The organism is Flavicella sp. (genome assembly GCF_037132785.1).
Taxonomy (GTDB): Bacteria; Bacteroidota; Bacteroidia; order Flavobacteriales; family Flavobacteriaceae; genus Flavicella.
Genome location: NZ_JBAHZZ010000145.1, coordinates 1 through 6,196, shown reverse-complemented (window position 1 = coordinate 6,196; position 6,196 = coordinate 1). Strand labels below are relative to the sequence as shown.

The window sequence follows — 6,196 nt, the reverse complement described above, 5'->3', positions numbered from 1 at the left end:
TAGACAAAAAACTTCAGTAAAGAATAGGTGCTTATTTTATCAAGGTTTCTTTTGTTTAAATAATCTTGTTTCACACACCAATGTGCTAGGTCTGCATCGTATTTATCTGTCTTTTTTTTAACCCATTTATTAACTGCTCTACTAATTGTAGAGCGAGCTCTATTTAGAGTTTTAGCAATGTATGTTTTGTTCTTTTTCTCTTCTAAAAGAGTCTCAATTTATACTCTTTCTTTACGAGTAAGTCGTCTATGTTTTTTTACTGCCATTTTACAAATCTATAAATTTAGATTTGTTGCGTTAAGTTATTGAATGGAGGTTTTACTTACCATCATACTCACCTGAACGAAACCCAGATGAATATCTTAACTGCGATTTAAAATATGGACTCTCTGATAAACCAGCTCCTAAGACACAAGAAAAGATGAAGGAAAATTTATAAAATCACATGAAAACACTTCAAAATGATAGCAAAAGGGTAGTCAAATATTTTAAACATCACAACATAAAATATGCCGCGTAAAACTAACGATATATAGATGCGAGGTTAATAAGTCTATCTTCTACTTCGTAATCGCTTAAACAATACCAACTCTACAAAAGACACATTTTAAAAAGCAACAAACCATCATAGGAAGGCTTACCAACGGCACTTTTACCCCTGGAATAGTCCTTGTCTATTATTTTTGAAATTCGATCCCAATCGATAAGAATATTTATTTGACTGAAAAATGTAGCTTTTATCTTTCTTGTACGTAAATCACAAATGCCATCTGCAAAAGTAGGTGTTATTTGTAGTTTCATAACTTAAATATAAGCCTTAATAAGCTAACAAACAATGACATACAACCTAAGTTTGGATCTTTGTTTTTGTCATGTACCTTGCAACGGTCTTTTATTACATATCAAACCCGATACTTACATCTAATTTATTAGCAATAATCTTATTAATTTTCGCCTTTAATTCAGGAATTTTTACATTCTTTAAAGCTTCATTAGAAAAAGCATACATCAATAAAGCTTTAGCTTCTTTCCTCGGAATTCCACGTTGTTGCATATAAAACAAAGCACTTTCGTCCAATTGTCCAATTGTACAACCATGAGAGCATTTTACATCATCAGCAAAAATTTCTAATTGTGGTTTTGAATTTACCGAAGCCCTATCACCAACAATGACATTGTTGTTTTGCTGATAAGCATTGATTTTTTGAGCAGCTTGTTCAACAATTACTTTTCCATTAAAAACCCCAGTAGAGCTATCGTCATAAATCCCTTTATACATTTCATGGGACTCACAATTAGGAGCTTTATGTTCTACCAAGGTATGATTATCTACATGTTGTTTTTTATTCAAAATAGAAATCCCATTCATATGTGATACACAATGCTCACCGTTTTGATAAAATTCTAAATTATTACGTATCAATTTACCTCCAAACGAAAAGGTATGTACCGAGGCAACACTATCCCTTTTCTGAGAAACAAATGTCGAATCAATTAACGAAGCCGTTTCAACATCATTTTGCATTTTATAAAAATCAACGATTCCTCTCTTGTTTACAAATATTTCTGTAACAGAATTTGTTAAGGTAGTATTCGCCGTTAAACTTTGATGGCGCTCAATAATTTGAACGTATGCATTTTCTCCGACAATAACCAAATTTCTAGGTTGAATCAAAATTTCCTGCTCGTTACCCGTAGAAAAATTGATAATTTGGATCGGCTTAGGAACAACCTTGTTTTTAGGGATATTAATAAAAGCACCTTCTTGAGTAAATGCTGTATTTAACTCTGAAAGGCTATTGTTTTCTGAAGCCAATTTGTTAAAATATGCGTCAACAATCATTTTGTATTTTGGCTTTGATAAGGCGGCAGACATTACACAAATATCCATACCATCATGTGTAGTTTCTGACAAAAATGAGCTAAATTTTCCGTCAATAAAAACAAGATTATAACAATCTGTTTCGTTGATAAAGTATTTTTTAACTTCATTGTAGGCAAGTGATACGACGCTCTTAGGAAACACACTATAATCGTGTTTTAAAATAGCGTTTAAGCTTGTATATTTCCATTCCTCATCTTTTTTAGTAGGAAAGCCTAAATTCTCAAAATTATTAAATGCTTTTGAACGAATTTCGTGGACATTTGAATCTATATCTATTTCAACCTTATTTTCAAAGGCTAAAAAAGAGGATACTAATTTTTCTTTTAATTCCATCTTTTTGAAATTATACGTTCAATTCTTTTTTGATCCAATCGTAACCTTTTGCTTCTAATTCTAAAGCTAATTCTTTAGTGCCAGATTTCACAATTTTACCGTCATACAAAACATGAACAAAATCCGGAACTATATATTCTAACAAACGCTGATAATGTGTAATTATAATAACCGCATTGTCTTTCGATTTTAGTTTATTTACGCCATTTGCTACAATACGTAAAGCATCAATATCCAATCCAGAATCTGTTTCATCTAATATTGCCAACTTCGGCTCTAACATTGCCATTTGGAAAATTTCATTTCTTTTTTTCTCTCCTCCAGAAAAACCTTCATTTAAAGAACGAGATAAAAATTTTCTATCGATTTCTAATAACTCAGATTTTTCACGAATTTTTTTTAGCAAATCTTTCGCTGACATATCTTCTAAGCCCTGTGCCTTTCTAGACTCATTGATAGAGGCTTTGATAAAATTGGTAACTGTAACACCTGGAATTTCAATCGGGTATTGGAAAGACAAAAACACACCCGCATGAGCTCTTTCTTCAGGAGCTAATTCGCTAATATCTTCACCGTTCAATTCGATAGTCCCGTCTGTTACTTCATACTCGTCTTTACCTGCAATTACAGATGCCAAAGTGCTTTTTCCGGCACCATTTGGCCCCATAATAGCGTGTACTTCACCTGCTTTTACTTCAAGATTCAATCCTTTAAGAATTTCTTTATCTCCTATTCTAGCTCGTAGATTTTCTATTTTTAACATCTTCTATATTGTTAATTTGTATAATCGTGTAATTTAAAGTCTTTTTAAACTATTACACAGTGCAACGATTTATCGTTTTACCCAACGGATCCTTCTAAACTGATTTCTAATAATTTTTGTGCTTCAACGGCAAATTCCATTGGCAATTTATTCAAGACATCTTTACTAAAGCCATTTACGATCAATGCGATTGCCTTTTCAGTATCAATTCCTCTTTGATTGCAATAAAACAATTGATCTTCACCAATTTTACTAGTAGTTGCTTCATGCTCTATTTGTGCTGAGGTATTTTTAACCTCTATATAAGGAAAAGTATGTGCCCCACATTGATCTCCCATCAATAAAGAATCACATTGCGAAAAATTACGAGCATTTGTTGCTCTAGAATTGATTTGCACCAAACCTCTATAACTATTTTGTGATTTTCCTGCAGAGATGCCTTTTGATATAATTGTACTCTTGGTGTTTTTACCAATATGAATCATTTTAGTACCAGTATCTGCTTGTTGGAAATTATTTGTTACTGCAATAGAATAAAATTCTCCAATTGAATTATTTCCTTTTAAAATACAAGAAGGGTACTTCCAAGTAACCGCAGAACCGGTTTCTACTTGTGTCCATGAGATTTTTGCACTTGTTTCACAAATACCTCTCTTAGTCACAAAATTATACACACCTCCAATGCCTTCTTTATCTCCCGGGTACCAATTTTGTACGGTAGAATATTTAATTTCTGCATCATCCATAGCAATCAATTCGACAACTGCAGCATGCAATTGATTTTCGTCTCTTGCAGGTGCGGTACATCCTTCTAAATAACTTACAAAACTACCTTTGTCGGCAATTAACAAAGTACGTTCAAATTGTCCAGTTCCCCCTTCGTTAATTCTGAAATAAGTAGACAATTCCATTGGACATTTTACGCCTTTTGGAATATAACAAAAAGAGCCATCCGTAAATACAGCAGAATTTAACGCTGCATAAAAATTATCTGTTTTAGGCACAACCGTACCCATATATTTTTTTATCAATTCTGGATGCTCTTGAATCGCTTCTGAAATAGGCATAAAAATAATTCCTTTTTCAGCCAAGGTCTTTTTAAAAGTTGTAGCTACTGAAACAGAATCTACAACAATATCAACTGCAATGTTTTGCATTTTTTTCTGCTCATCAATAGAAATTCCTAATTTTTTGTACATCTCCAATAGTTCTGGATCTACATCGTCCAAACTTTTATTAGGATCGGCTTTTTTAGGTGCCGAATAATAACTTATCGCCTGGAAATCTGGCTTTTTATATCGTACATTTGCCCATTCTGGCTCTTTCATTTGTTTCCAAATTTTAAAAGCATCCAATCGCCATTCTGTCATCCATTCTGGCTCATTTTTCTTCTTTGAAATTGCACGAACGATATCTTCATTTAAACCTTTTGGAAAGGTCTCAGACTCTAGATCTGTATAAAAACCATACTCGTATTCTTGAGTTTCCAGTTCCTTTTTTAAATCGTCTTCCGTATATTTTGACATAATTAATTTAAAATTAAAAGATTTAATAAATTAAAGTGAAAACGATTCTCCACAACCACAAGTTCTATTTGCATTTGGGTTATTAAAAACAAAACCTGTTCCATTCAAACCACCAGAATACTCTAGTGTAGTTCCTACCAAATATAAAAAGCTTTTTTTATCAACAATAATTTTCACTCCATTGTCTTCAAAAACCTTATCATCCTTATTGAAGTTTTTGTCAAAATCAAGATCGTAAGACAAACCTGAACATCCTCCACTTTTAACACCAACACGAACATAGTCTATAGCAGAATCATACCCATCATCGGTCATCAATTCGATAACTTTCTTTTTTGCTATGTCTGAAACTTTTATCATAATTTAACTCCTTAACTTTATTAAGTGTACACAAAGATACAACTTGCAAACTGTATTCATAACAAATCCAACTTGTATTTATCTATAGACTAATAGAGGATACTTATATCGAATCCTTGCATTTTGTGATTAAAAAAGGACTCTCAAAACTCAAACCGAATTAGTGAACTCTACTCGTTAGATAAGCTACCATCGATAAATTATCCCTAAAAAACCACTCAAACGCAATGGTCTTTTTTCATTATACCGAATGACCAAATCTGTTCGATGCTTTAAATTTTCCAACAAAGAAATTCCTAAGTGTTTGTTGAAAAAATAGCGAACCTCTCCATTTACCTCAAAAAAAAACCCTTCAACGTTTATTTTTTTTCTATCAACAATACCAATCCCTGGTCCTAACCCCAATTCCCATTGATTAAACCTTCTTTTTGAATCCTCAAGTAAAAAAAAATAATTAGCATTTAGTCCATAGGCTCTATAACCAATCGCATCAAAAGTTTCCAAAAATACAGAATACTCTATATGTTTAAATCGATATCCAAATCGAAATAAAAAATTCAATTCTCCTTTGTCACTATAATCATAAGGTCCTAGGACTTTCATTTTAGGATCTAAAGACGCCATAATATGATAATGACTTTGCGAAAACCCTTTTTTAAAGCAAAGAATAAAAAACACATAAAGCAGTGAGGTTTTTATCTTTTTATATCTCAAAACAATAATTCTTTTTAGTTTATATCAAATCCTAAAATCAAATAATAAATACAGTTTTTAGAGTTCGAAAAAAAAATTAATTTTTCAGAAGAATGAGAGATAATATCTCCTATTATCTAAATGGATATAATTTTTACATAGTTCCCCTTCTAAAAAGTTGTAATATCCCAACGGACAAAGGTACGAAATCTCTTTAATGCTTCAACAGGGTTTTTCTAAATCTCAGGGCAAACTCACACTTTTTTCAAGTTAATTCGATTGACTTGTAGTTGTTTATATTGTTGATTTTTAGCGTATTATACTGACAATAAGGCAAATATAGTTATGGATTCAAAAAGTAAATTAGTCAGTGTTTTTGGTAAGGTAGAAGACCCTAGAAGCGATATAAACAAGTTACATGACTTGGTTGACATCCTTCTTATTGGTATAATTTCGGTAATTTGTGAGGCAGAAACATGGAAACAAATGGTTGAATTTGCTAGTTCAAAAGAACAATTTTTGAAAAAATTCTTACAATTAACAAATGGTATTCCCTGAGAAGACACTATAAATAGGGTGTTTTGATCCATAGATAGTTCTCAATTTGAAACCTGTTTTATAGATTGGGTCAATTCT

Annotated in this window: 7 protein-coding genes; 1 reads left to right on the top strand and 6 read right to left on the bottom strand. The window is 31.9% G+C overall.

The window, feature by feature from the left end:
* Positions 1-591 precede the first annotated feature (591 nt).
* From V5787_RS09560 to V5787_RS09535, 6 genes are all read right to left on the bottom strand, one after another.
* On the bottom strand, positions 592-801 hold the full coding sequence (locus tag V5787_RS09560) for a hypothetical protein (RefSeq protein WP_336893010.1): 210 nt from the start codon (positions 799-801) through the stop codon (positions 592-594).
* A 94-nt stretch (positions 802-895) separates the two neighbouring features.
* The gene (gene sufD / locus V5787_RS09555) at positions 896-2,218 is read right to left on the bottom strand and encodes a Fe-S cluster assembly protein SufD (RefSeq protein ID WP_336893009.1); all 1,323 of its coding nucleotides are present in this window, start codon (positions 2,216-2,218) and stop codon (positions 896-898) included.
* Between the two features lie 10 nt (positions 2,219-2,228).
* Positions 2,229-2,981 (bottom strand): Fe-S cluster assembly ATPase SufC, encoded by a 753-nt coding sequence (gene sufC / locus V5787_RS09550; RefSeq protein ID WP_336893008.1) that lies wholly within the window; start codon positions 2,979-2,981, stop codon positions 2,229-2,231.
* A 77-nt stretch (positions 2,982-3,058) separates the two neighbouring features.
* Positions 3,059-4,507 (bottom strand): Fe-S cluster assembly protein SufB, encoded by a 1,449-nt coding sequence (sufB, locus tag V5787_RS09545; protein ID WP_336893007.1) that lies wholly within the window; start codon positions 4,505-4,507, stop codon positions 3,059-3,061.
* Positions 4,508-4,537: 30 nt separating this feature from the next.
* On the bottom strand, positions 4,538-4,867 hold the full coding sequence (locus V5787_RS09540; RefSeq protein ID WP_336893006.1) for an iron-sulfur cluster assembly accessory protein: 330 nt from the start codon (positions 4,865-4,867) through the stop codon (positions 4,538-4,540).
* A gap of 186 nt (positions 4,868-5,053) precedes the next feature.
* Complete coding sequence (locus V5787_RS09535) at positions 5,054-5,491, bottom strand: hypothetical protein (RefSeq protein ID WP_336893005.1); 438 nt, start codon at positions 5,489-5,491, stop codon at positions 5,054-5,056.
* Positions 5,492-5,905: 414 nt separating this feature from the next.
* On the opposite strand from V5787_RS09535, the gene V5787_RS09530 reads away from it, so the two are divergent.
* Positions 5,906-6,118 (top strand): transposase family protein, encoded by a 213-nt coding sequence (locus V5787_RS09530; RefSeq protein ID WP_336893004.1) that lies wholly within the window; start codon positions 5,906-5,908, stop codon positions 6,116-6,118.
* Positions 6,119-6,196: the final 78 nt, after the last annotated feature.